The sequence below is a fragment of the Streptomyces sp. NPDC006012 genome (assembly GCF_042871185.1).
GTDB lineage: Bacteria > Actinomycetota > Actinomycetes > Streptomycetales > Streptomycetaceae > Streptomyces.
Genome location: NZ_JBIAIE010000009.1, coordinates 21,028 through 43,481, shown reverse-complemented (window position 1 = coordinate 43,481; position 22,454 = coordinate 21,028). Strand labels below are relative to the sequence as shown.

Here is a 22,454-nt window from a genome sequence, read left to right as displayed (position 1 = left end):
CCTGCGTGGACACGACCCTTCAGGACCCCCTGGTCGGGCAGGTGCTCGACGGCCGCTACCGCGTCGACGCACGGATCGCGGTCGGCGGGATGGCCACGGTCTACCGGGCCCTGGACACCCGTCTGGACCGCATCCTCGCGCTCAAGGTGATGCATCCGGCCCTCGCTGCCGACGGATCGTTCGTCGAACGGTTCATCCGGGAGGCGAAGTCGGTGGCCCGGCTCGCCCACCCGAACGTCGTACAGGTCTTCGACCAGGGCATGGACCGGGCGTACGTCTATCTCGCCATGGAGTACGTCGCCGGGTGCACGCTGCGCGACGTGCTGCGTGAGCGGGGTGCGCTGCAGCCGCGGGCCGCGCTGGACATCCTGGAGCCGGTGCTCGCCGCGCTCGGCGCCGCGCACCGGGCCGGGTTCGTGCACCGGGACATGAAGCCCGAGAACGTGCTCATCGGGGACGACGGGCGGGTCAAGGTCGCCGACTTCGGGCTGGTGCGCTCGGTGGACACCGTGACCAGTACGACGGGAGCCGTGCTGGGAACCGTCGCCTACCTCGCGCCCGAGCAGATCGAGAACGGGACCACCGATCCACGCGTCGACGTGTACGCGTGCGGTGTCGTCCTGCACGAAATGCTCACCGGTGCGAAGCCGCACGACGGGGACTCTCCCGTCACGGTGCTCTACAAGCACCTCCACGAGGACGTGCCGCCGCCGTCCGCCACCGTGGCCGGGCTGGCGTACGAGCTGGACGAGCTGGTCACCTCGGCCACCGCCCGTGCTCCGGGGGGCCGGCCGAACGACGCCGTGGCGCTGCTCGCCCAGGTGCGGCGGGCCCGCGCGGAGCTGACCGCCGAGCAGCTGGACGCGGTGCCGCCGCAGGCGTTCGCCGCGGAGCACGACATCGCCGAGGACCGTACGAGCGTGATCCCGCGTTCGCTGGCGATCCCGCGGCTGCTGCCCGTGAACGACGACGACGTCCCCGGTGCCGCGGCCGGCAACCGGACGGCCCGGTTCGAGACTTCGGGGCTGCCGCCCCGGCGGTGGTCGGTGCCGCCGGGGCGGGGTCTTCTCTCGCTGGTCGTCGCCGTACTGGTGGTCCTCGGCGGCGGGATCGGCGTCTGGTACATCAACTCCGGGCAGTTCACGCGGGTGCCGCCGCTGCTGGCGAAGACCGAGGCACAGGCGCGGGAGCGGCTCAGGGAGACCGGGCTGGACGTCCGGCAGGTCGAGCACGCCTACAGCGACACGGTGCGGCGCGGCACGGTCATCAGCACCGAGCCCGGGGCCGGTGCCCGCATCCGCAACAACGACTCGGTGACGCTGACCGTCTCCGACGGCCCGGAGACGGTGAAGGTGCCCGATCTCGCGGACCACGGCCTGGCCGACGCCAAGGCGCTGCTGAGGCAGGGCGGCCTGGAGCCCGGCATGGTCACGCGCGCGTTCAGCGACAGCGTGCCCAAGGACTCGGTGATCGGCACCGACCCGGTGCCCGGCACCGTGCGGCGCGCGGGGTCGGCGATCACGCTCACCGTCAGCAAGGGCAGCCCGATCGACGTGCCCGACGTCACCGGTGACGACCTGGACCGCGCGCGGGAGCACCTGGAGGAAGCCGGGCTCAAGGTGGAGGTCTCCGCCGAGCAGGTCAACTCCGAGCACGACGCGGGCTCGGTGGCCGAGCAGACCCCGGAAGGCGACAGCGAGGCCGCCGAGGGCGACACGGTGCGGCTGACGCTGTCCAAGGGCCCGGAGATGATCGAGGTCCCGGACGTGGTCGGGACCAGCGTCGGCGACGCGAAGAAGCAGCTGGAAGCCTCCGGGTTCCAGGTCTCGGAGGACCGCGGGCTGCTGGGCCTGTTCGGGAGCACCGTGGAGAAGCAGTCGGTGAACGCGGGCAGGACGGCACCCAAGGGATCGACGATCACGATAACGATCCGATGATGCCGACGACGGTCATGGCGGCCGGCCGGTGACGAGGCGCGGAACGCGGACGGCTGGGCCCGTTTTCCCTGGGAGCGGGCCGGCGTGACAGGCTGAACGGGTGAAGCGTCAGCAGTCCCGTTCCGCCCCTGCGCACGGCCGTTCCCGCAATCCCGTGGGTGGTCACGTCCCCGTGGCCGGTGGGCTGCACTCCGTGGGGCTGTCGTACGCCCGGGAGCTGAAGGCGGAGACCGTGCAGGTCTTCGTGGCCAACCCGCGCGGCTGGGCCACCCCCACCGGGAATCCCCGGCAGGACGAGGCGTTCCGCGCGGCGTGCGGGCAGGAATCCATCCCGGTGTACGTGCATGCCCCGTACCTGATCAACTTCGGCTCGCACACCTCGGCGACCGTGGAGAGGTCGGTGGCCTCGCTGCGGCACTCGCTGCGGCGGGGGCGGGAGATCGGCGCGCTGGGCGTGGTCGTGCACACGGGCAGCGCGACCGGCGGACGGGCGCGGGAGGTGGCGTTGAAGCAGGTGCGCGAGCACCTGCTGCCGCTGCTGGACGAGCTGACCCGGGACGACGACCCGTTCCTGCTCTTGGAGTCGACCGCCGGGCAGGGGGCGTCGCTGTGCTCCCGGACCTGGGACTTCGGGCCGTACTTCGCGGCGCTGGACGCCCACCCGAAGCTGGGCGTGTGCCTGGACACCTGTCACATCTTCGCCGCCGGGCACGACCTGACCGGGCCGAGCGGCATGCACCGGACGCTGGACCTGCTGGTGGACACGGTGGGCGAGGGGCGGCTGAAACTGATCCACGCCAATGACTCCAAGGAGGCGGCGGGGGCCCACAAGGACCGGCACGAGAACATCGGCGCCGGGCACATCGGCGCGGATCCGTTCCGGGCGCTGATGACGCACCCGGCGACCGCGGGCGTACCGCTGATCATCGAGACGCCCGGCGGCAAGGAGGGACACGCGGCGGACGTGGCACGGCTGAAGAAGCTGCGGACCGCCGCCGGCTGAAGGTCCGCCGCCATTCCGGGAATACCCCCAAGGGGTATACGGTTCCTACTCCTCGCACGAGGAACCGTCACTCGACTCCGGGGGCACCCATGGACCACCAGACGCACGCACACCAGCACACCCACGCACCGGCGGCCGATTGGCCGATGGCCGTCCAGGCCACCCTGCACTGCCTCACGGGCTGCGCCATCGGCGAAGTGCTCGGCATGGTCGTCGGCACCGCGCTCGGCTGGGGCAACCTGCCGACCATGGTCCTGGCGATCGTGCTGGCGTTCTTCTTCGGCTATTCGCTCACGCTGCGCGGGGTGCTGAAGGCCGGCGTCGGCTTCCGTACCGCCGTGCGCGTGGCGCTGGCCGCGGACACCCTGTCGATCGCCGTGATGGAGCTGATCGACAACGGCGTGATCGCGCTGTGGCCGGACGCGATGGACGCACACCTCGGCGACCCGCTGTTCTGGTCCACGCTGGCGATATCGCTCGCGGCCGCCTTCGTCATCACCACACCGGTCAACAAGTGGACGATCGGACGGGGCAAGGGCCACGCGGTGGTGCACCAGTACCACCACTGAGGCCGGTCAGGACTCAGGACCGTCCCCGGGCTCCTCCTGGTAGGAGTAGCGCTGCTCCCGCCAGGGGTCGCCGATGTTGTGGTACCCGCGCTCCTCCCAGAAGCCACGGCGGTCGGCGGTCATGTACTCGACGCCGCGGACCCATTTGGGCCCCTTCCAGGCGTACAGGTGGGGCACCACGAGCCGGACCGGGAAGCCGTGCTCGGCGGTGAGCAGTTCGCCGTCCTTGTGCGTCGCGAAGACGGTGCGCTCGGCGGCGAAGTCGAAGAGGCGGAGGTTGGCGCTGAAGCCGTACTCCGCCCAGACCATCACATGGGTGACGTCCGGGGCGGGCGGGGCGCTCTCCAGGATCACGCTCGCCGGGACACCGCCCCACTCGGCCCCGAGCATGCTGAACTTGGTCACGCAGTGCAGGTCGGCCACGATCGTGGCGTACGGCAGGGCCGTGAACCCGTCGTGGTTCCAGCAGTGCTTCGCCCCGTCGGCGGTGGCGCCGAAGACCCTGAACTCCCAGCGCTCGGGACGGAACTTGGGCACCGGGCCGTAGTGCGTGACCGGCCAGCCGCGCTGCGGCCGCTGCCCCGGAGGAAGCCCGGACCGTACGTCCTCTCCCGACTCTCCAGACCAGCGCTCCACCGGATGCCCCATGACCCCATCCTGACAGACCCGGGGCGATGCACCCGACCAGGAGCACATAACAGGACAACCCGCCTCGGACATGCACTTACTTACAAGGAGCGCACTTACCGAACGATCTTCTGCACCGGTACCACCATGCGGCCGCACCCTCCCCCGTCCCCCTTGTGGAAGGAGCCTTGGCGATGCAGGGCGACCCCGAGGTCATCGAGATCCTCAACGAGCAGCTCACCGGCGAGCTCACCGCGATCAACCAGTACTTCCTGCACGCGAAGATGCAGGAGAACTTCGGCTGGTACAAGCTCGCGAAGTACACCCGGAGCGAGTCGTTCGACGAGATGCGGCACGCCGAGGTGCTGACCGACCGGATCCTGCTGCTGGAGGGGCTGCCGAACTACCAGCGGCTGTTCCATGTGCGGGTGGGGCAGACCGTCAAGGAGATGTTCGAGGCGGACCGGCAGATCGAGGTGGAGGCGATCGACCGGCTCAGGCACGGGATCAGGATGATGCGCGACAAGGGGGACATCACCTCGGCGAACATCTTCGAGGCGATCCTGGCGGACGAGGAGCACCACATCGACTATCTGGACACCCAGCTGGAACTGGTGGACAAGCTGGGCGAGGCGCTCTACATCTCGCGGGTCATCGGGCAGCCGAAGGGCTGAGCGGCACCCGACCGGAAGCCAGGAACAGCAAGCCGAACGTTGCGGAGTCAGGCGGCCTCGTCCAGGTCCCCGACCGCTTCGACGGCGGCCGGCACCGGGCGGACCGGCTCGGCCGGCCGGCGGCGCGGGCCCGCGTCGCGCCCGAGGAGCGCCTGGATCCGGCGCACGCACGACCCGCAGTCCGTGCCCGCCTTGCAGGCACCGGCGATCTCGCGGGGGGTGCAGGCGCCGTCCTGCGTGTGCTGCTTCACCTGCTGCTCGGTGATGCCGAAGCAACTGCAGACGTACACGGGGTCCACCTCCCACCGGGGTCGGTCGCTGACGCCATCCCGAATCCCGGTGAGGCAAACCTAACCTTACCTGCCGCGAGGAGTGGGGCAAGAGCAGCGGGGCGCGGATCAGGTGTGATCCGCGCCCCGTCGGTGGCCGGTGGCCGGTGACCTGTGTCACCGGTCGGCCCGCGTCACTGGTCCCGGTACATCTCGGCGACGAGGAAGGCCAGGTCGAGCGACTGGCTGCGGTTGAGCCGGGGGTCGCAGGCCGTCTCGTAGCGCTGGTGCAGATCGTCGACGAAGATCTCGTCGCCGCCGCCCACGCACTCGGTGACGTCGTCCCCGGTCAGCTCGACGTGGATACCGCCCGGGTGGGTGCCGAGCGCCTTGTGGACCTCGAAGAAGCCCTTGACCTCGTCCAGGACGTCGTCGAACCGGCGGGTCTTGTGCCCCGAGGCGGCCTCGAAGGTGTTGCCGTGCATCGGATCGGTCACCCAGGCCACCACCGCGCCCGACGCCGTCACCTTCTCGACCAGCTCGGGAAGCCGGTCCCGGATCTTGTCGGCGCCCATCCGGACGATGAAGGTCAGCCGGCCCGGGTCACGCTCCGGGTCGAGGCGGTCGACGTAGCGCAACGCCTCCTCGGCCGTCGTGCTCGGACCCAGCTTGATCCCCAGCGGGTTGTTGATCTTCGACGCGAACTCGATGTGCGCATGATCCAGCTGCCGGGTGCGCTCGCCGATCCACACCATGTGCGCCGACACGTCGTACAGCTTCCCGGTACGGGAGTCGACCCGCGTCAGCGCGGACTCGTAGTCGAGGAGCAGCGCCTCGTGCGAGGAGAAGAACTCGACCGTCTTGAACTCCTCCGGGTCCGCGCCGCAGGCCTGCATGAAGTTCAGCGCGTTGTCGATCTCCCGGGCCAGTTGTTCGTAGCGCTGGCCCGACGGGGACGACTTCACGAAGTCCTGGTTCCAGGCGTGCACCTGCCGCAGATCCGCGTAGCCGCCGGTGGTGAAGGCGCGCACCAGGTTCAGCGTCGAGGCGGAGGCGTGGTACATCCGCTTCAGCCGCTCCGGATCCGGGATCCGGCTGGCCTCGGTGAAGTCGAAACCGTTGACCGAGTCGCCCCGGTACACCGGCAGCGTCACCCCGTCACGGGTCTCCACGGGCTTCGAACGCGGCTTGGAGTACTGGCCGGCGATCCGGCCCACCTTCACCACCGGCACCGACGCCGCGTACGTCAGCACCGCACCCATCTGGAGCAGCGTCTTCAGCTTGTTGCGGATGTGGTCCGCGGACACCGCGTCGAAGGCCTCGGCGCAGTCGCCGCCCTGGAGCAGGAACGCCTCACCCTTGGCGACGGACGCCATCCGGGCGCGCAGCTGGTCGCACTCGCCCGCGAACACGAGCGGCGGATACGACTCAAGGTCCGCGATCGCCGCGCGCAGAGCCTCTGGGTCGGGGTACTCGGGCTGCTGCGCCGCGGGCAGGTCGTGCCAGGTGTTGCCAGCGCTCGCGCTGGTCTTAGCGTTCACGGTCACCCCGTAAACATTACGGGGTCGGATCACCGCACCGGCCCCCGGACCGACAGGTGAGACGCCCTGACTGGAGAGTGGGACGGCCCGCTCGTGCGGTAGGGTTTTGGGCATGTTCGCGCATTCGAACCGTAACTGCTGGTGGACCGCTTCCCAGGCGGCCCACTGACGCGCGTACGCACGACTTCGCGAAGGCCGCCCGAGGGGCGGCCTTCTGCGTTTGCGGGGCCGTCCCTCTCCACCGACCGACCCGCCGGCTCCGCGTGAGCGGACCTGCCGGGCCTATGGGACCACCGAGAAGGACGACGGACCATGGACCTGCTCGACCTGCTGCACGACCCCCGCCCCTTCGCCCTGCTGCGCCGCCGCACGCCGGGCCGCGACGAGGACACCGTGGAGCTGTTCACCGGGCCGGTGCGCACCTGCGACCGGCTCGCCGACCTGCCCGACGAGGGGCTGGCCCTGGTGCCCTTCCGGCAGATCCGGGAACGCGGCTTCGACGTCCGCGACGACGGCACGCCGCTGCTGGTGCTGACCCCCGAGGAGACCCGCGAGATCCCGCTCGCCGAGGCGCTGGAGCAGCTGCCCGCGCACGCCGTGTGCGTCGACGACGGGGGCTTCGACGTCGGGGACGAGGAGTACGCCGGGATCGTCGGGCGGGTGCTGCGCGAGGAGATCGGGGCGGGCGAGGGCGCCAACTTCGTGATCCGGCGGACGTACGAGGGGCAGATCCGCGATTACTCGCGGGCCGACGCCCTCGCCCTGTTCCGGCGGCTCCTGGTGGGCGAACGGGGCGCGTACTGGACCTTCGTCGTGCACACGGGGGATCCGGAAGGGCCCGCGGGGACCTCCCCGGCGGGGTGCGGGCGGACGCTGGTCGGGGCCAGCCCCGAGGTACACGTGCGGATGTCCGGGGGCACCGTCGTGATGAACCCGATCAGCGGGACGTACCGCTACCCGGAGAGCGGCCCGACCCCCGAGCACCTGCTGGACTTCCTCGCCGACGGCAAGGAGATCGAGGAGCTGTCGATGGTCGTCGACGAGGAACTGAAGATGATGTGCACCGTCGGCGACATGGGCGGGGTGGTCGTCGGCCCGCGGCTGAAGGAGATGGCGCACCTCGCGCACACCGAGTACGAACTGCGCGGGAAGTCCTCGCTGGACGTGCGGGAGGTGCTGCGGGAGACCATGTTCGCCGCCACCGTCACCGGGTCGCCAGTGCAGAACGCCTGCCGGGTGATCGAACGGCACGAGGTCGGCGGGCGCGGGTACTACGGTGCCGCCCTCGCCCTGCTCGGCCGGGACTCCGGAGGCGCGCAGACCCTGGACTCGCCCATCCTGATCCGCACCGCCGACATCGACGCGGCCGGCCGGCTGCGGGTCCCGGTGGGCGCGACGCTGGTGCGGGGCTCGGACCCGGCCGGCGAGGTGGCGGAGACGCACGCCAAGGCAGCCGGCGTGCTGGCGGCCCTGGGCGTCCGCCCGGGCCCGCCGCGGGCCGAGGGGGCGCGGCTCCGGCTCGCGGACGACCCCCGGGTGCGGGCGGCGCTGGACGGGCGGCGGGCCTCGCTCGCGCCGTTCTGGCTGCGGATGCAGGAGCACACGGCGGACCTGAGCGGTCACGCCCTGGTCGTGGACGGCGAGGACACCTTCACGGCGATGCTGGCGCACGTGCTGCGCTCCGGCGGGCTGTCGGTGACCGTACGGCGCTACGACGAGCCGGGCCTGCGGGCGGCGGTGCTCGGCCACGCGGGGCCGGTGGTGCTGGGTCCGGGCCCGGGGGATCCCTCGGACCTGGCCGATCCCAAGATGCGGTTCCTGCGGATGCTGACCGCCGACGTGATCCGCGCCCACCGGGACGGGGTGCTCGGGGTCTGCCTCGGACACGAGCTGATCGCGGCCGAACTGGGTCTGGAGATCGTCCGCAAGGAGGTGCCGCACCAGGGGGCGCAGACCGCCGTCGACCTGTTCGGGCGCCGGGAGACCGTCGGCTTCTACAACAGCTTCGTGGCGCGCTGCGACGAGGACGCCTACCGGGAGCTGGGCGCGCACGGCATCGAGGTGAGCCGGGCCGCGAACGGCGAGGTGCACGCCGTACGGGGGCCGGGGTTCGCGGGCGTGCAGTTCCACCCGGAGTCGGTCCTGACGCTGAACGGGGCGGAGATCGTGCGCGAGCTGGTGGCCGCGCTGCGCGGCACGGCCGCGCTCCCCGTGCGGCGGTCCGCCCGGTAGCCCTCGGACGCGGCGGACTGTGCCGGGGCCCTTCGGCTCGGGTCGCCGAGGGCCCTGCGCGCGGTTCCCCGCGCCCCTGCGGTGCCCGGCTGTGCCGTCCGGGACACGGCGAACGCCGCCGCGCGGGGCGCGGCGGCGTTCTTGTCACGGCGTGCCGCGGGCCGGTGGTGCGGGAGCTGACGCGGGGTCAGCCGAAGAAGACGCCGACCTCCTGGTACAGCTTCGGGTCGACCGTCTTCAGCTTGGACGTGGCCTCGGCGATCGGGACGCGGACGATGTCGGTGCCGCGCAGGGCGACCATCTTGCCGAAGTCGCCATCGTGGACGGCGTCGATGGCGTGCAGCCCGAACCGGGTGGCGAGCCAGCGGTCGAAGGCGCTCGGGGTGCCGCCGCGCTGCACGTGTCCGAGCACCGTGGTGCGGGCCTCCTTGCCGGTCCGCCGCTCGATCTCCTTGGCCAGCCATTCGCCGACGCCGGACAGCCGCACGTGCCCGAAGGAGTCCAGCGACCCGTCCTTGAGCACCATGTCGCCGTCCTTGGGCATGGCGCCCTCGGCGACGACCACGATCGGGGCGTACGACGCCTTGAACCGGGAGGTCACCCAGGTGCACACCTGGTCGACGTCGAAGCGCTGCTCGGGGATGAGGATGGCGTTGGCGCCGCCGGCGAGGCCCGAGTGCAGGGCGATCCAGCCGGCGTGGCGGCCCATCACCTCGACGACCAGGACGCGCATGTGGGACTCGGCGGTGGTGTGCAGCCGGTCGATGGCCTCGGTGGCGATGCCGACGGCGGTGTCGAAGCCGAAGGTGTAGTCGGTGGCGGACAGGTCGTTGTCGATGGTCTTCGGGACGCCGACGCACGGCAGGCCGTAGTCGTCGGACAGCCGCGCGGCCACGCCCAGGGTGTCCTCGCCGCCGATCGCGATCAGGGCCTCGACCTCCTGCTTGGCGAGGTTCTCCTTGATCCGGCGGATGCCGTCCTCGATCTTGAGCGGATTGGTCCGCGAGGAGCCGAGGATGGTGCCGCCGCGGGGCAGGATGCCGCGCACCGCGGGGATGTCGAGGCGGACCGTGTCGCCTTCGAGGGGTCCCCGCCAGCCGTCCCGGAAGCCGACGAAGTCATAGCCGTACTCCTGCACGCCCTTGCGGACGATGCCGCGGATGACGGCGTTGAGCCCGGGGCAGTCGCCGCCTCCGGTGAGTACTCCGACCCGCATGGAAATGTCCCTTCGCCGCGGTTGCCTGGTGAAGGAAACGCTAATAGTGATCCAGGTCACTACGGGATGGGTGGGATGGTCAATTCCGTTGAATTGCGCGCCAGTTGATCATTCCGGACCTCACGGATCCACTCGAAAGAGTGGATATCCAGGCGCGGCGTTCACTCCTCGTCGAGCCCCCGCTCTATGGCGTACCGCACCAGCTCCACCCGGTTGTGCAACTGGAGCTTGCCGAGGGTGTTCTGTACGTGGTTCTGGACCGTGCGGTGGGAGATGACGAGGCGTTCGGCGATCTGCTTGTAGCTCAGCCCCTTGGCGACCAGGCGCAGCACCTCCGTCTCCCGGTCGGTCAGCCGCGGCGCCTTCGGCTGGTCGGTGTCCGGGGCCGGGCCCGGCTCCGCGGCCAGCCGCCGGTACTCGCCGAGGACCAGTCCGGCGAGGCCCGGCGTGAACACCGGGTCGCCGGCCGCGGTGCGACGCACCGCGTCCAACAGTTCCTCCGTGGACGCCGACTTCAGCAGATAGCCGGTCGCACCGGACTTCACGGCCTCCAGCACGTCCGCGTGCTCGCCGCTCGCCGACAGCACCAGCACGCGCAGCCGCGGATCGGCGCCGACCAGTTCCTTGCAGACCTGGACGCCCGGTTTGGCGGGCAGGTTGAGGTCCAGCACCAGGACGTCGGGCCCGGCCGCCCGGGCCCGGCGCACCGCCTGCTCGCCGTCCCCGGCGGTGGCCACCACCTGGAAGCCGGCCTCGCCCAGGTCCCGGGCGACCGCGTCGCGCCACATCGGGTGGTCGTCGACCACCATGACCTTGATCGGGTCCTGCTGCTCGCTCATCGTCTCCCCGCCTCCCCCACGCCCGTCAGGCGTCCTTCGGTACCTTCAGTTCGACCTCGGTGCCCTGCCCCGGCACCGAGATCAGCTCGGCGCTGCCGCCCAGGTCGCGCAGCCGCCCCCGGATCGACAGGGCCACCCCGAGCCGCCCCTCGCCCGCCGCCTGCGCGAGCCGCCCCGCCGGGATGCCGGGTCCATCGTCCCGCACCGTCACGACGATCTCGCCGGGCTCGTCCTCGACGAGGATCCAGGCGCGGGCGTCGTCCCCCGCGTGCCTGCGGACGTTGTCCAGGGCGGCGCCGACCGCCGCGGCCAGCTCACGCGCGGCGCCCGGCGCCATCGGCACCGGGGCGCCGGGCTCGGCCAGGCTGATCCGGGCGCCGGCGTACGGGGCGAGCAGCGCGCGCAGGTCGAGGGGGCCGGTGGCGTCGTCCGGCTCCTCCACGACCCGTACGACCGCTCCTTCGGCCGCGTCCTCCGACGCGCGGGAGACGGGTACCAGCCCGCCGGAGACCAGCGTGCGCAGCGCCACCTCCTGCTCGCCCGCCAGCCGGCCCAGTTCGGCCGCCTCCCCGCCGATGACCGCGCCGCGCCGCTGCACCATCGCCAGCACCTGGAGCACGCCGTCGTGGATGTCCCGGGCCAGCCGTTCCCGTTCCCTGGTCGCCGCCTCGATCTCCAGGGCGCGGGCCAGGGTGCGTTCGGAGGCGCGGGCGACCTCGACGACGTACCCGATGGCGATGGAGGCGACCCAGACGAGGATCACGTTGTGCACGGTGTCGCGGGCCGGGCCGCCGCGCTCGACCAGGTTGGCGACGGCGACGGTGGTCGAGGCGAACGCCGCCCACCGCCAGCCGCCCTTGACGGCGAAGGCCAGCACGGAGCCCGCGGTCCATATCGACGGCAGCGTCGGCCCGCCGTCGGTGACCCGCTGGTGGGCGTCGGCGACCGGCGTGAGGAGGATGCCGGCGAGCGCGACGGTCAGGTCGGCGGCGAGGAACCGCCTGGTGCAGCTCGCCGCGTTGGCCACCCTGGGCAGGGTGGCCAGGGTCCACACGGCCAGGACGCCGTAGTAGGACAGGGCGACCCAGGGCCGGGCGAACCGGTCGTAGGCGCTGGCGTACAGGCCGATGGCGTACAGCATCGTCAGCACGCGGTAGGCGGCGAGCGCACGCCAGAGCGGCTGCTCGACCGACATCCTCATGACTCGTTCGCGTCTGGGCATCTCCCCCACCCCCTGGCCCGGCGTCCCCGGGCCCCGGCCGGCCGCCCGCCGTCTCCCGCGCCGGTACGGCCGGTCCTGCCGTCCGTCGGTCCCGCCGGCCCCCTGGCCCTCCCCGGTGCCGCCGGCCCCGCTGGTCCTACTGGTCCTACTGGTCCGTCGACCCTGCCGGTCCCACTGGCCCCGCAGGCACTACTGGTCCCGCTGGTCCCGCTGGTCCTTCTTGGCCGACTTGGCGGCCTCCGCGATCTGCCGTTTGGCCGCGGTCGCGTAGATGTCGACGTACTCCTGACCGGACAGCCTCATGATCTCGTACATGACCTCGTCGGTGATCGCGCGCAGGACGAAGCGGTCGTGCTCCAGACCCTGGTAGCGGCTGAAGTCCAGGGGAGGGCCGATACGGATGCCCGGCCGCATCAGCTTCGGGACGACCTTCCCGGGCGGCTGGATCTTCTCGGTGTCGATCATCGCGACCGGGATCACCGGCGCACCGGAGCCGAGCGCCACCCGGGCGAGGCCGCCGGGCTTGCCCCGGTAGAGCCGGCCGTCGGGCGAGCGCGTGCCCTCCGGGTAGATCCCGAACAACTCGCCGCGCGCCAGCACGTCGATACCGCTCTGGATCGCCGCCTCACCGGCGCCGCGCGCACCGGAGCGGTCCACGGGCAGCTGCCCCACGCCCTTGAAGAACGCGGCCGTCAACCGGCCCTTGACCCCGGGCGTGGTGAAGTACTCGGCCTTGGCGATGAAGGTGACCTTGCGGTCGAGCACGGCGGGCAAGAAGAACGAGTCCGAGAAGGACAGGTGATTGCTCGCCAGAATGGCCGGGCCGGTGGCCGGAATGTGCTCCATGCCGTCCACCCAGGGTCTGAAGGCGACCTTCAGCGGCCCCCCGATGGCGACCTTCATCGTCCCGTACAACAACCGTGTGCCTCCCGTTTCCGTCGATGAGACCTTAACCCGCAGGACCGCCGATGGACCCGACGACCCTGGTCGGTGTCAGTGCCGTCGCGTACGGTGAAGGTGAACCCGCAGTGATTCACGTCCCTCTCATGAACAGGAGACCTCAGGTGCCGGTTCTGCCCGGAGCCGAGCCGTTCCGCCACGACGGCGGGGAGGTGGGTGTCCTCCTCTGTCACGGCTTCACCGGCTCTCCCCAGTCGCTGCGCCCCTGGGCGGAGCACCACGCGGCGCACGGTCTGTCCGTGGCGCTGCCGCTGTTGCCCGGACACGGCACACGCTGGCAGGACATGCAGCTCACCGCCTGGCAGGACTGGTACGCGGAAGTGGACCGCGAGCTGCGGCTGCTGCGCGAGCGCTGTCGCCTGGTGTGCGTGGCGGGACTGTCGATGGGCGGCGCGCTGGCCCTGCGGCTGGCGGCCCGGCACGGAGAGGCGGTGGCCGGCGTCGTGGCCGTCAACCCGGTGAACAGGATGCCCGGCCTCGCCGCGCACGCCCTTCCAGTGGCCCGGCACCTGGTGCCCTCGGTCAAGGGAATCACCGACGACATCGCCAAGCCCGGCGCGACGGAGCTGGGCTACGACCGGGTGCCGCTGCACGCGGCGCACTCCCTGCGGAACTTCCTGCGCCTGGTCGACGGCGAGCTGCCGCAGGTCACCCAGCCGCTGCTGCTCCTGCGCAGCGCACGGGACCATGTGGTGCCGGCGGCCGACCCGGCCCGGGTGCTGAGCCGGGTGTCGTCCACGGATGTCACGGAGGTCGTGCTGGAACAGAGCTACCACGTCGCGACGTTGGACCACGACGCGGACCGGATCTTCGAGGAGAGCCTCGCCTTCATCGGCCGGCTCGCACCCAGTGTCGGCAAGGAAGGGACGGCCGCAGTTGGCTGAGCACGACTCCGACCGCGAGGACCGCGAGCCGGACGAGAAGGGCGTGCCCTTCGACGAGGCCGCCGCCTGGGCGGCGATCGTCGCCGGGTACGGCGACGAACCACCGGATCCGCCGGGTGCCAAACCGTTCAAATCGGTCGAGGACCTGGCGCTGCTCGAACCGGAGACGAACGACAGCGACACCGACGACGCGACAGCCGAGGCGGCCGGCGACGGCGAGCAGGCCACCGGCGACGGCGGTACGAAGGGGCCCGCCAAGCCCCTGGGGGGCTCGGTCTCCTTCGCACCCGGCGTGGGCGGCCCGCGCGACTACAGTCCGCCCGAGCCGTCCGACAGCGACTTCGACGAGGACGACGAGGGTCACTTCGTACCGCCCGAACCACCGCCGCTGCCGGTCGGCGACACGACCGCCAGGTTCGCCTGGCTCGGAGTGGTCGGCGGCCCGATCCTGCTCCTGGTGGCGGTGCTGCTGGGCTGGGACATGACGTGGTGGCTCGCGACGCTCGGCATCGGCGGCTTCCTCGGCGGCTTCATCACGCTGGCGGCGCGGATGCGCACGGACGACGACGAGAACGACGATCCGGAACGGGGCGCGGTGGTGTGACCCGCCGCTGACCCCGGCCACCTGTGGCCCGCCGCGGTTCCGCGGCGGGCCACAGGTCCGGACGGCTCCGCCGGACTAGGCCGTGGGAATCCTCAACGAGGCCAGCACCGGCAGGTGATCCGTCGCTGCCCTGAGGTCCGCGTCGGTCACCCCCGGCAGCCCGAGCGGCACACCGCACCCCAGCACCTCGACCCCCTTGGTCACGAAGATCGCGTCGATGCGCTGTCGTGGATCGCCGGGCGTCGAGGTGTGCTCGCCGCCCCACGGCGCCGCCGCCCGGCAGTCCCGGAGCCCCGCGGCCAGCCGCCGGAAGGTGCGGCCGTCGGGCCGCTCGTTGAGGTCGCCGCCGGCCACCGCGTGCTCGACGCCCATCCCGGCCAGCCGGTCCAGCAGCATCCCGCCCTGCTCGTACCGCTCGTCGCTCTGCAGGCTCAGATGGCAGCTCAGTACGCCGAGCCGGGCGCCGCCGAACCGTACGACGGCGGTGGCGAAGCCCCGCCGGTGCAGTCCCGGGGTGAGCGGGAGCAGCACGTCCTCGGTCCGTTCGACGGTCGCGCGCAGCGAGCACAGGATCGCCGGTCCCGCCGCCGTCCCGCCGCCGGAGAGGACCACCTGCCCCGAAGCGGCCGCCAGCCGGGCCAGCTTCTTGCGCCAGCGGAAGAACCGGGGGGCCTCCTGGAGGAGGACCAGGTCGGGCGCGCAGGCGCTGATCACCCGGGCGAGGGCGGCGGTGTCGTCGCGCATCGAGCGGATGTTGTAGCTCAGGACACGGACGATCGCGGAACCGTCGGCTTCGGTCCGGGAGTTGGGAAGCGGCGGGGGTGTTGGCATGCGATCAATCTACGCCGGGGGCGGGATCCGGCCGCCCGGGGCCCCGGGACGCGGAGCCGGCGGCGCGGCTGCCGGCCGTTCTGGCGTCTCGCGCGCCGGTCCGCGCTCCGGGGGGGGCGGGCCGGGGGCGTCACATGATCGGGTCGGGCTCCCGGGCCAGGTCCGCCGCGCCGACCAGGCCCGCTTCGTTGCCGAGTTGGGCGGCGATGACCTCGGCGACCGGCCGCCAGTTGCCGCCGACCAGCCAGCGCTTGTAGGACTTGCGGATCGGTTCCAGGACCAGTTCGCCCTCGTCGGAGAGGCCGCCGCCGACGATGAACGCGGACGGGTCGAAGAGGGAGGCCAGGTCGGCGAGGCCGGCGCCGGCCCAGCGGGCCAGTTCCCGGTAGGAGTCGACGGCTACCGGGTCGCCCTTACGGGCGGCCATGGAGATGTGCTTGCCCTCGATGCCGTCCGGGGTGCCGTCGCCGAGGCCGAGCAGGATCTCCGCGTTCTCCGGGGTGGCGTTGGCGCGCTGCTTGGCATACCTCACCAGGGCGCTGCCCGACGCGTACTGCTCCCAGCAGCCCTGCGAGCCGCAGCCGCACAGCAGGCCGTCCGGGACCATCCGGATGTGGCCGAACTCGGCGGCCACGCCGAAGTGTCCGCGGCGCAGCTTGTTGCCGATGATGATGCCGCCGCCAAGGCCCGTGCCGAGGGTGATGCAGATGACGTTGCGATGGCCCTTGCCCGCACCGAACTTGTACTCGCCCCACGCCGCCGCGTTGGCGTCGTTCTCCACGACCACCGGCAGGCCCACGCGGGCCTCGACCTTCTCCTTCAGCGGCTCCTGGCGCCACTGGATGTTGGGCGCGAAATAGACCGTGGAACGCTGCCGGTTCACGTATCCGGCCGCGCCGATGCCCACGCCGACGATCTCGTGCCCCGCCCGGGCGCCTTCCACCGCCGAGGCGATGGCGTCCACGATGCCCTCGGCCGTGTCCGGAGTCGGCACCTTGTGGGTCGAGAGGATGTTGCCTTCCTCGTCGACCACGCCGGCCGCGATCTTCGTACCACCGATGTCGACGCCGATGGTGAGTCCCATGTATCCCTCAGTTCGGTCGAGCCCCGCTACGGCCAACCGTACCCGAGGGGGCCGTCAGTCCAAGTCGATGCGTTCGCCGGGACCGGTGCCCTCGCCCCGGTCGCCGCGGCCCTTCCGGTCGTCGCCGCGGTCGTCCTTCCCGTCGCCCGTCAGGTCGTCCCTCAGGTCGTCCTTCTGGTCCTCCGGCGCGGACGTCCAGCGGCGTTCCTGGGCCTGCGCGGCCGAGCGGTAGGCGGCGAGCAGTTCGCTGCCGGCCGCGGCCAGGTGGTCGAAGACGGCCGGGTTGCGTTCTATGACGGGTTCGACCGCCGCCTTGGCCTGCTGCACCACCTGCCGCACCACCTGCTGGGCGGCGGGACCGGCGACCGCTCCGAGGAGCGGCGGCTGGAACCCGGACAGCCGGTCGGCGACGGTGTCGACGAATTTGCGCAGTTCCTCGGCGGCCGAGCCCGGCGGCGGGCCGTACTGGGCGCGGCGGCGGGCCTTCTCCGCCGCGAGGTCCTCGGCGCAGGCCGTGGCCCAGGCGTCGGCGTCGGTCGCCCGTACCTCGTCGGCCTGCTGCGGCTCCGAGGCGTCCGGTGTGGGGCGCTCATCGCTCATGGCGGACTCCTGACTGCGGTTCGTCTTTACGACGTTACCCGAATGGGCGTGCGTGGTTCACTGCCCCGACCGGTGAGCGCACCGGTCCCTGGTGACGGCCCCGAAGACCGGCCGTTCCCGCCCGCTGCACCGTCGCCGCCCCGGCGCTCGGCCATCCCGCCGCTCGACCGCTCGGCGTCAGTTCCGGCGCGGCCACAGGTCCGGGTCGGGGGCGAACCGGATGCACAGCTCGCCGTCGCGCAGCGCGGCCCCGGCGACGGTGCAGCGGCGCAGGGCGGACGGCAGGGCGACGATCCGCCGGAACGGGCCCGCGGTGACGACGAGTTCGTCGCCGCGCCGGACCAGGTCGAGTTCCTCGCGTATCGCGCCGGGCAGCGGAATGTGCCAGACGAGCACGCCGTCCTCGGCGATCCGGTCGTCCACGGTCCACTCGACGGCAGCGGGTGCCGTGCCGCCGGCCGGCACGTCGAGCGCGGCGAGGTCGTCGGTGCCGTGCGGATCCCGGCCGAGGTGGGCGACCGGGCGGACGTCGTACGACTCCCGCCAGTCGGCGAGGGCCTTGCGCTGCTGGGCGAGCAGCCCGGCCGGCCAGGTCTCCGGACCGGTCTCGGGCAGCACCCGGTTGGCGATCACCGCCTCGGTGCGCAGCCCGCGCAGGGCGAGGCCGAGGACGGCGGCGGGCACGGCGGCGGTGCCGGCCGGTCCCGGTTCGGCGACCAGCCGTACGGTCGTGGCCGGGTCCCGTACGACGGCTTCCACGGCGGCCAGCTCGACGTCCCAGCGGGCTGCCGTGTCGTAGAGCCACTCGGCGGGCATCGGGACGCCGGCGAGGCGGCCGAGCACGGGGCGCAGGGCCCGGGCGGCCTGGCGCTCGGGCGGGAGCAGGCGGCGCAGATAGCGGCGCAGTTCCTCGGGCAGCGCGAGCAGGGCGAGGGCCTGCGGGGTGGGCGGGAGGTCGACGACGAGCAGGTCGTAGCGGTCGGAGAGGGCGGCGTCGCGCAGGGCGCGCAGGAAGGACAGTTCCTCGGTGCCGGGGAGGGGGGTGACCTCCTCCGGGTCGAGGCGGGCGGCGCCGAGGAGGTCGAGGACTCCGGTGGCGCGGCTCTGGAAGGCGGTGAGGTCGTCGCGGAACCCGGCTGCCGCGTCGGGACGCCAGGCGGTGAGGCCGTGCGCGGTCCGGATCGGCTCGGGGCCCGTCGGCGTGCCCAGGGCGGCGCCGAGCGCGTCCGCGTGGTCGGCGCTCAGGACGAGGGTCCGGGTGCCGTCGCCCGCGGCGCGCAGGGCGGTGGCGGCGGCTACGGTCGTACGGCCCGAGCCGCCCGGACCTGTGATCAGGATGGTGCGCATAAGAGTGAACGCTACTCGTGCGGGCGGGTCCGGCGCGCGCTGCGGGCGCTGCCTGCTGCGCCGTCGCCGGCGTCTCCCGCCGGCTCCTCCCGGCCCCTGCTTCCCCCGGCTCCCCCGGCCTCTGGTCCCCGGACTGCTTCGGACTACTGCTCCCCCGACTCGACCCGCTTCTTCAGTCCCGCGAGGGCACGGTCGATGATGACCTTCTCCGCCTTGCGCTTGATCATGCCGAGCATGGGGATCTTGACGTCCACGGTCAGCCGGTAGGTGACCTGGGTGGCGTCCGCGCCCGCCGGTTCGAGCAGGTAGGAGCCGTCGAGGGCGCGGAGCATCTGGGACTTCACCAGGGTCCAGGAGACCTCCCGGTCGCCGGTCCAGGTGTAGGCGAGGGTCTGGTCGTCCTTGATCGCCCCGGCGTCCATGACCAGGCGGACCTGCTCGGCGCGGCCCCGGCCGTCGGTCCCGAGGACCTCCGCCTCCTTGACCTCACCGGTCCACTCCGGATAGCGGGCGAAGTCGGCGATCACCCCCATGACGTCGGCGGGTGCCGCCTCAATCGTGATGCTTGAGCTGGTGTGTTCCGCCATCGCCGTGGCTCCTCCGGATGCGGGGCCGGTGCAGACCGGTTACAGAGAGGTCGTCGTGCGCACGTGTGTGCAGCGTGAAGGCTACCGCGCGCCCGGGCACCGGCCTCACCCCGTCCGAACGGCCCGCACCGTGCGCGCGGCCACGGCGCTCTCTGCCTTGCGCGCCGGCCGGGCGTGCCTCACCATTCGAGCGCCCAGGGCCTGCCGGTGCCCGCGAAGTGCCCGACGTTCACGCATTCGGTGGGGCCGATCCGCATCCGCCGGACCAGCGGCTGGTGGACGTGGCCGAAGAGGCTGTAGCGGGGCCGGGTGCGGCGGATCGCGTCCAGCAGGGCCCGGCTGCCCCGCTCGAACCTGCGGGCCACCGTGTCGTAGACGAGTTCCGGCACCTCGGGCGGGATGTGGGTGCACAGCACGTCGACCTCGCCCACCGCCTCGATCTTGGCCGCGTACTCCTCGTCGTCGATCTCGTACGGCGTCCGCATCGGGGTGCGCAGCCCGCCGCCGACGAAGCCGAAGACCCGGCCGCCGATCTCCACCCGCTCGCCGTCCAGGACCGTGGTGCCGGGCCGGGCGTACTCCGGCCACAGAGGCGGCATGTCGACATTGCCGTAGGTCGCGTACGTCGGCGCGGGAAAGGCGGCGAACAGCTCGGCGTACTGCCGGCGCACCGCCTTCTCGATGGCGGCGCCCCGGTCGCTGCCGACGCCCGCCCACAGCCGGGCCCCGAAGGCGCGCGCCTCCTCGAAGCGGCGGGCGGTGCGCAGTTCGACGATGCGGTCGGCGTTGTCCGCACCGAACAGGTCGGGGAAGATCCCGCGTGAGTGGTCGGCGTAGTCGAGGAAGAGGACGAGGTCGCCGAGGCAGATCAGGGCGTCGGCGCCCTCGCCGGCCCGGGCCAGGTCACGGGCGTTGCCGTGCACGTCGCTGACCACGTGCACACGGGTTCTTCGGTTGCCGGCGGGTGTGGGTGCCATGGCGATCAAGGGTATGCCTGTGCGGCATACGTGAACAGTGACGGCCGAGCCAGAGGTTACTGGGCAGTCAGTAAGCAGGTGGACTACTGTGCGCGAAGGAACACCGATCTGTGTGACGCAGCAGACATCTCGCCGGGCCCCTGTCGAAGAAGCCATACCGGCGGGTAACGTCCGGGCAGCCCAGCCGTGCTCTGGATCTCGACCAACGGGCCGACGGGCTCCTGGCGGGCACCGGAGCATCTGCCCGAGCCTTGGACCGCACCGTCGCATCGCCCCCACGTCGTGGCGTCGGCGCCCTATGAGGAGCAGCAGTCTTGCGCGAGTTCAGCCTTCCGGCTCTGTACGAGGTTCCCACGGACGGGAATCTGACCGACATCGTCCGCAGAAACGCCGCGCAACATCCCGAGGTCGCCGTCATCGCCCGCAAGGTGGACGGCACCTGGCAGGACGTGACGGCCGAGGCGTTCCTCGCCGAGGTGCGCGCCGCCGCCAAGGGGCTCATCGCGTCCGGCGTCCAGCCCGGCGACCGGGTCGCCCTGATGTCCCGCACCCGCTACGAGTGGACGCTCCTCGACTTCGCCATCTGGAGCGCGGGCGCGGTCACCGTGCCGGTGTACGAGACCAGCTCGCCCGAGCAGGTGCAGTGGATCCTCTCCGACTCGGGCGCCACCGCCTGCATCGTGGAGCAGGAGGGCCACGCCGCAGCCGTCGAGTCGGTGCGCGACCGGCTGCCCGGCCTCGGGCACGTCTGGCAGATCGACGCCGGGGGCGTGGCGGAGCTGGCCCGGCTCGGCCGGGACCTGGCGGACGCGACGGTGGAGGAGCGCAGCTCGCTCGCCAAGGCCGACGACGTGGCGACCATCGTCTACACCTCCGGCACCACCGGCCGCCCCAAGGGCTGTGTGCTCACCCACCGGGCGTTCTTCGCCGAGTGCGGCAACGTCGTCGAACGGCTGCGTCCGCTGTTCCGCACCGGTGAGTGCTCGGTCCTGCTGTTCCTGCCGATCGCGCACGTCTTCGGCCGGCTGGTGCAGATCGCGTCGATGATGGCGCCGATCAAGCTGGGCAACGTCCCCGACACCAAGAACCTCACCGACGAACTGGCCGCGTTCCGCCCGACGCTGATCCTGGGCGTGCCGCGGGTCTTCGAGAAGGTCTACAACTCGGCGCGGGCCAAGGCGCAGGCGGACGGCAAGCGGAAGATCTTCGACAAGGCCGCGGACACCGCCATCGCCCACAGCAAGGCGCTGGACACCCCGTCCGGCCCGTCCCTCGGGCTGCGGATCAAGCACCGGACCTTCGACAAGCTGGTCTACGGCAAGCTGCGCGCGGTGCTCGGCGGGCGCGGCGAGTACGCGATCTCCGGCGGCGCCCCGCTGGGCGAGCGCCTCGGCCACTTCTTCCGCGGCATCGGCTTCACGGTGCTGGAGGGCTACGGCCTGACCGAGTCGTGCGCGGCGACCGCGTTCAATCCCTGGGACCGGCAGAAGATCGGCACGGTCGGCCAGCCGCTGCCGGGTTCCGTGATCCGCATCGCGGACGACGGCGAGGTGCTGCTGCACGGCGACCACCTCTTCAAGGAGTACTGGAACAACGAGGCGGCGACCGCGGAGGCGCTGGCCGACGGCTGGTTCCACACCGGTGACATCGGCACCCTCGACGAGGACGGGTACCTCCGGATCACCGGCCGCAAGAAGGAGATCATCGTCACCGCGGGCGGCAAGAACGTCGCCCCGGCCGTGATCGAGGACCGTATCCGGGCGCATGCGCTGGTCGCGGAGTGCATGGTGGTGGGCGACGGGCGGCCGTTCGTCGGCGCTCTGATCACCCTCGACGAGGAGTTCCTGGGCCGCTGGGCCGGCGACCACGGCAAGGCGGCGGGGTCCACGGTGGCGTCGCTGCGCGAGGACCCGGATCTGCTCGCGGCGATCCAGGAAGCGGTGGACGACGGGAACGCGGCGGTGTCGAAGGCGGAATCCGTACGGAAGTTTCGGGTGCTGGATGCGCAGTTCAGTGAGGAGTCGGGGCATCTGACTCCGTCGTTGAAGCTGAAGCGGAATGTTGTGGCGAAGGACTTTTCCGATGAGATCGAGGCGATTTATCGGAAGTAGGGGGATTTTCGCGTCCGGCGTTGGTGTCATTCCGGTGGGGTGCCATCCCGATCGGGCGCCATCCTGGCGGGTGGGGTGTCGCCGTGGGCGGGTGCGAGGTGCCATCCCGGCGGGTGGGTGATCGCCGTGGGCGAATGCGGCTTGAGTGTGGCTGGTCGCGCAGTTCCCCGCGCCCCTGTCGGAGCTGCTGCCCGTGGGCAAGTGCGGGACGCCAACCCGGCGGGCGGGAAATCGCCATGCGCGAGTGCGGCTTGAGTGTGGCTGGTCGCGCAGTTCCCCGCGCCCCTGTCGGAGCTGCTGCCCGTGGGCAAGTGCGGGACGCCAACCCGGCGGGCGGGAA

22 protein-coding genes are annotated in these 22,454 nt (G+C 72.0%); 9 read left to right on the top strand and 13 right to left on the bottom strand.

The genetic code is table 11. The annotated features are described in order from the left end of the window. Positions 1-5: 5 nt before the first annotated feature. The 3 genes from pknB (at position 6) to ACFYPJ_RS18285 (ending at position 3,509) form a co-directional block, all read left to right on the top strand. Positions 6-1,937, top strand: coding sequence for a Stk1 family PASTA domain-containing Ser/Thr kinase (pknB, locus tag ACFYPJ_RS18295; protein ID WP_389017712.1), 1,932 nt, complete (start codon positions 6-8; stop codon positions 1,935-1,937). 100 nt (positions 1,938-2,037) lie between these two features. Beyond that, positions 2,038-2,940: a deoxyribonuclease IV gene (locus ACFYPJ_RS18290; protein WP_389017709.1), complete on the top strand. Its 903-nt coding sequence runs from the start codon at positions 2,038-2,040 to the stop codon at positions 2,938-2,940. Positions 2,941-3,029: 89 nt separating this feature from the next. Further along, a complete protein-coding gene (locus tag ACFYPJ_RS18285) occupies positions 3,030-3,509 on the top strand; it encodes a DUF4396 domain-containing protein (RefSeq protein ID WP_389017707.1) in 480 nt (159 codons plus the stop codon). A gap of 6 nt (positions 3,510-3,515) precedes the next feature. Here ACFYPJ_RS18285 and ACFYPJ_RS18280 read toward each other — a convergent pair whose 3' ends face one another. Then, entirely contained in the window at positions 3,516-4,157 is a 642-nt protein-coding gene (locus ACFYPJ_RS18280; protein WP_389017704.1) for a sulfite oxidase-like oxidoreductase, read from the bottom strand. 173 nt (positions 4,158-4,330) lie between these two features. Between ACFYPJ_RS18280 and bfr the strand changes: the two genes are divergently transcribed. Further along, positions 4,331-4,810 carry a bacterioferritin gene (gene bfr, locus ACFYPJ_RS18275; RefSeq protein ID WP_389017701.1) on the top strand — a complete coding sequence of 160 codons (480 nt, stop codon included), beginning with the start codon at positions 4,331-4,333 and terminating at the stop codon, positions 4,808-4,810. A gap of 47 nt (positions 4,811-4,857) precedes the next feature. On the opposite strand, the gene ACFYPJ_RS18270 is transcribed toward bfr, so the two are convergent. Together ACFYPJ_RS18270 and ACFYPJ_RS18265 are read right to left on the bottom strand one after the other, a co-directional pair. Then, the gene (locus tag ACFYPJ_RS18270) at positions 4,858-5,100 is read right to left on the bottom strand and encodes a bacterioferritin-associated ferredoxin (RefSeq protein WP_389017697.1); all 243 of its coding nucleotides are present in this window, start codon (positions 5,098-5,100) and stop codon (positions 4,858-4,860) included. Between the two features lie 173 nt (positions 5,101-5,273). Further along, positions 5,274-6,626 (bottom strand): class II 3-deoxy-7-phosphoheptulonate synthase, encoded by a 1,353-nt coding sequence (locus ACFYPJ_RS18265; protein ID WP_389017694.1) that lies wholly within the window; start codon positions 6,624-6,626, stop codon positions 5,274-5,276. A 106-nt stretch (positions 6,627-6,732) separates the two neighbouring features. Between ACFYPJ_RS18265 and ACFYPJ_RS18260 the strand changes: the two genes are divergently transcribed. Together ACFYPJ_RS18260 and ACFYPJ_RS18255 are read left to right on the top strand one after the other, a co-directional pair. Next, positions 6,733-6,789 carry a trp operon leader peptide gene (locus tag ACFYPJ_RS18260; protein WP_389018163.1) on the top strand — a complete coding sequence of 19 codons (57 nt, stop codon included), beginning with the start codon at positions 6,733-6,735 and terminating at the stop codon, positions 6,787-6,789. A 143-nt stretch (positions 6,790-6,932) separates the two neighbouring features. Next, a complete protein-coding gene (locus ACFYPJ_RS18255; protein ID WP_389017690.1) occupies positions 6,933-8,852 on the top strand; it encodes an anthranilate synthase family protein in 1,920 nt (639 codons plus the stop codon). A gap of 187 nt (positions 8,853-9,039) precedes the next feature. Here ACFYPJ_RS18255 and ACFYPJ_RS18250 read toward each other — a convergent pair whose 3' ends face one another. The 4 genes from ACFYPJ_RS18250 to ACFYPJ_RS18235 all read right to left on the bottom strand — a co-directional run bounded on the left by ACFYPJ_RS18250 (position 9,040) and on the right by ACFYPJ_RS18235 (position 13,032). Beyond that, on the bottom strand, positions 9,040-10,068 hold the full coding sequence (locus ACFYPJ_RS18250; RefSeq protein WP_389017688.1) for a 6-phosphofructokinase: 1,029 nt from the start codon (positions 10,066-10,068) through the stop codon (positions 9,040-9,042). Between the two features lie 161 nt (positions 10,069-10,229). After that, positions 10,230-10,907, bottom strand: a complete 678-nt coding sequence (locus ACFYPJ_RS18245; RefSeq protein WP_389017685.1) for a response regulator — start codon at positions 10,905-10,907, stop codon at positions 10,230-10,232. A gap of 25 nt (positions 10,908-10,932) precedes the next feature. Then, positions 10,933-12,129: a MacS family sensor histidine kinase gene (macS, locus tag ACFYPJ_RS18240; RefSeq protein WP_389017682.1), complete on the bottom strand. Its 1,197-nt coding sequence runs from the start codon at positions 12,127-12,129 to the stop codon at positions 10,933-10,935. Between the two features lie 189 nt (positions 12,130-12,318). After that, positions 12,319-13,032 carry a lysophospholipid acyltransferase family protein gene (locus ACFYPJ_RS18235; RefSeq protein WP_389017679.1) on the bottom strand — a complete coding sequence of 238 codons (714 nt, stop codon included), beginning with the start codon at positions 13,030-13,032 and terminating at the stop codon, positions 12,319-12,321. A 161-nt stretch (positions 13,033-13,193) separates the two neighbouring features. Between ACFYPJ_RS18235 and ACFYPJ_RS18230 the strand changes: the two genes are divergently transcribed. Together ACFYPJ_RS18230 and ACFYPJ_RS18225 are read left to right on the top strand one after the other, a co-directional pair. Beyond that, entirely contained in the window at positions 13,194-13,973 is a 780-nt protein-coding gene (locus ACFYPJ_RS18230; protein ID WP_389018162.1) for an alpha/beta hydrolase, read from the top strand. Continuing rightward, positions 13,966-14,577 (top strand): hypothetical protein, encoded by a 612-nt coding sequence (locus ACFYPJ_RS18225; protein ID WP_389017677.1) that lies wholly within the window; start codon positions 13,966-13,968, stop codon positions 14,575-14,577. Before ACFYPJ_RS18230 ends, ACFYPJ_RS18225 begins: the two co-directional genes overlap by 8 nt. 75 nt (positions 14,578-14,652) lie before the next feature. Here the strand turns inward: ACFYPJ_RS18225 and ACFYPJ_RS18220 are convergent, their stop codons facing one another. From ACFYPJ_RS18220 to ACFYPJ_RS18195, 6 genes are all read right to left on the bottom strand, one after another. Then, positions 14,653-15,408: an endonuclease/exonuclease/phosphatase family protein gene (locus ACFYPJ_RS18220; RefSeq protein ID WP_389017674.1), complete on the bottom strand. Its 756-nt coding sequence runs from the start codon at positions 15,406-15,408 to the stop codon at positions 14,653-14,655. Positions 15,409-15,538: 130 nt separating this feature from the next. Continuing rightward, positions 15,539-16,492: an ROK family glucokinase gene (locus ACFYPJ_RS18215; protein ID WP_389017671.1), complete on the bottom strand. Its 954-nt coding sequence runs from the start codon at positions 16,490-16,492 to the stop codon at positions 15,539-15,541. Positions 16,493-16,546: 54 nt separating this feature from the next. Beyond that, the gene (locus ACFYPJ_RS18210) at positions 16,547-17,092 is read right to left on the bottom strand and encodes a DUF5304 domain-containing protein (protein WP_389017667.1); all 546 of its coding nucleotides are present in this window, start codon (positions 17,090-17,092) and stop codon (positions 16,547-16,549) included. 177 nt (positions 17,093-17,269) lie between these two features. After that, on the bottom strand, positions 17,270-18,439 hold the full coding sequence (locus ACFYPJ_RS18205; protein ID WP_389017664.1) for an ArsA family ATPase: 1,170 nt from the start codon (positions 18,437-18,439) through the stop codon (positions 17,270-17,272). Positions 18,440-18,582: 143 nt separating this feature from the next. Then, complete coding sequence (locus tag ACFYPJ_RS18200; RefSeq protein ID WP_389017661.1) at positions 18,583-19,026, bottom strand: SRPBCC family protein; 444 nt, start codon at positions 19,024-19,026, stop codon at positions 18,583-18,585. Between the two features lie 179 nt (positions 19,027-19,205). Then, positions 19,206-20,003 carry a metallophosphoesterase gene (locus tag ACFYPJ_RS18195; RefSeq protein ID WP_389017658.1) on the bottom strand — a complete coding sequence of 266 codons (798 nt, stop codon included), beginning with the start codon at positions 20,001-20,003 and terminating at the stop codon, positions 19,206-19,208. A 314-nt stretch (positions 20,004-20,317) separates the two neighbouring features. Between ACFYPJ_RS18195 and ACFYPJ_RS18190 the strand changes: the two genes are divergently transcribed. After that, complete coding sequence (locus tag ACFYPJ_RS18190) at positions 20,318-22,114, top strand: AMP-dependent synthetase/ligase (protein ID WP_389017655.1); 1,797 nt, start codon at positions 20,318-20,320, stop codon at positions 22,112-22,114. The last annotated feature ends 340 nt before the right edge of the window (positions 22,115-22,454 follow it).